The 1,279-nt window shown below is 49.3% G+C and carries 1 protein-coding gene and 2 pseudogenes; all 3 read right to left on the bottom strand.

Features of this window, described 5'->3' with window-relative positions; all coding sequences use genetic code 11:
• Positions 1-768: pseudogene (gene rsmI, locus B3G15_RS15950) on the bottom strand (16S rRNA (cytidine(1402)-2'-O)-methyltransferase); the annotation flags it as partial.
• Entirely contained in the window at positions 765-1,019 is a 255-nt protein-coding gene (locus tag B3G15_RS15945; protein WP_023466528.1) for a GIY-YIG nuclease family protein, read from the bottom strand. The gene B3G15_RS15945 and the pseudogene rsmI, both read right to left, overlap by 4 nt.
• A pseudogene (locus B3G15_RS15940) lies at positions 1,012-1,279 on the bottom strand (SAM-dependent methyltransferase); the annotation flags it as partial. The pseudogene B3G15_RS15940 and the gene B3G15_RS15945, both read right to left, overlap by 8 nt.

Below are 1,279 nucleotides of genomic sequence, written 5' to 3'. Positions count from 1 at the left end.
TCGGCTTTTCGCCTTCTTCGATGTACCGACGGATTTGCTCGAGTGGATCACTGTCTTGAATGACGGTATCCGGTCGTTCTTCGTTTGATCCTTCGACAAGGACGACGAACTCACCCCGAACGTCTTCTGCTGCCCAAGCGCGTAATTCACTCACACTTCCACGAATATACTCTTCATACCGTTTCGTTAGTTCTCGGGCTAACGTCACCTGGCGATCACCAAGTACTTCTTCGATCCCTTGCAACATCTCTTTCAATCGATGCGGTGCTTCATAAAAGATGAGTGTTCCTGATTCGTATTTCAATTGCTCTAACGCTTCGCGGCGTTCTTTTTTCTTTCGTGGCAAAAAACCATAATACAAAAAGCGTTCTGTCGACAGACCGGACGCGACCAGAGCTGTCAATGCAGCGTTCGCACCCGGAAGAACGATGACAGGAATATCTGCTGCGATCGCTTGGCGGATCAAGTCGCTTCCTGGGTCCGAGATACCTGGCATGCCGGCGTCGGAGACGAGGGCGATTTGTTTTCCTGCCTCTAAATCAGCGAGTAGTCGTTCGCCGCTTGTTTGTTTATTGTGTTCATGGTAACTGACAAGCTTCGTCTCAATCGAAAAATGTCGAAACAGTTTCATCGTCTGCCGGGTNNGACGATATCGGATTCCTGTAAGATCCGGACGGCCCGATACGTCATGTCTTCTAAATTTCCGATTGGTGTCGGGACGATATAGAGACCGGCTCCTTGCTGTTGATAGCTACTCGTCGCTTTCATGAGGTTCCTCCTTGAATCAACCGTTCTTTTTGTGAACGGGTTAATTGTTTAATCGCATATTCCCGCTTCATTGCCTCTGACTTCGTCGCAAAAACCTCCTGATGAACGAGGACGACCGGTAGACGGGCACGTGTATACTTCGCACCCTTACCTGCGTTATGTGTCGCGATGCGTTGCGTGACGTCTACCGCGTAACCCGTATAATACGTATCATCTTGGCAACGAACGATATAGACTGCATGCTCAGACATTGAACAGTTCCTTCATCTGAGCCGCATACGAGTTGTTCGCTTCATAGACGATGAACGGGGGAAGCACCTTCAGTCCAGGTTTTGCATCCTTGATCCCCTCGATCAACAGCATGTTTGCTTCCTTCCCTGCTTTCGGATAAATCAGCTGCATCCGTTTCGGTTCCAAGCGATACGTCCGCATCAAGGTAACTATATCGAGCAGTCGTTCCGGTCGATGAACGAACGCTGCCTTTCCGCCTTGTTTCAACAAATCAGATGCA

Source organism: Exiguobacterium sp. UBA1053, assembly GCF_002316465.1.
GTDB classification, from domain to species: domain Bacteria; phylum Bacillota; class Bacilli; order Exiguobacteriales; family Exiguobacteriaceae; genus Exiguobacterium_A; species Exiguobacterium_A abrahamii.
The sequence above is the reverse complement of the archived record's forward strand: the minus strand, read 5'-3'. Positions and strand labels throughout refer to the sequence as shown.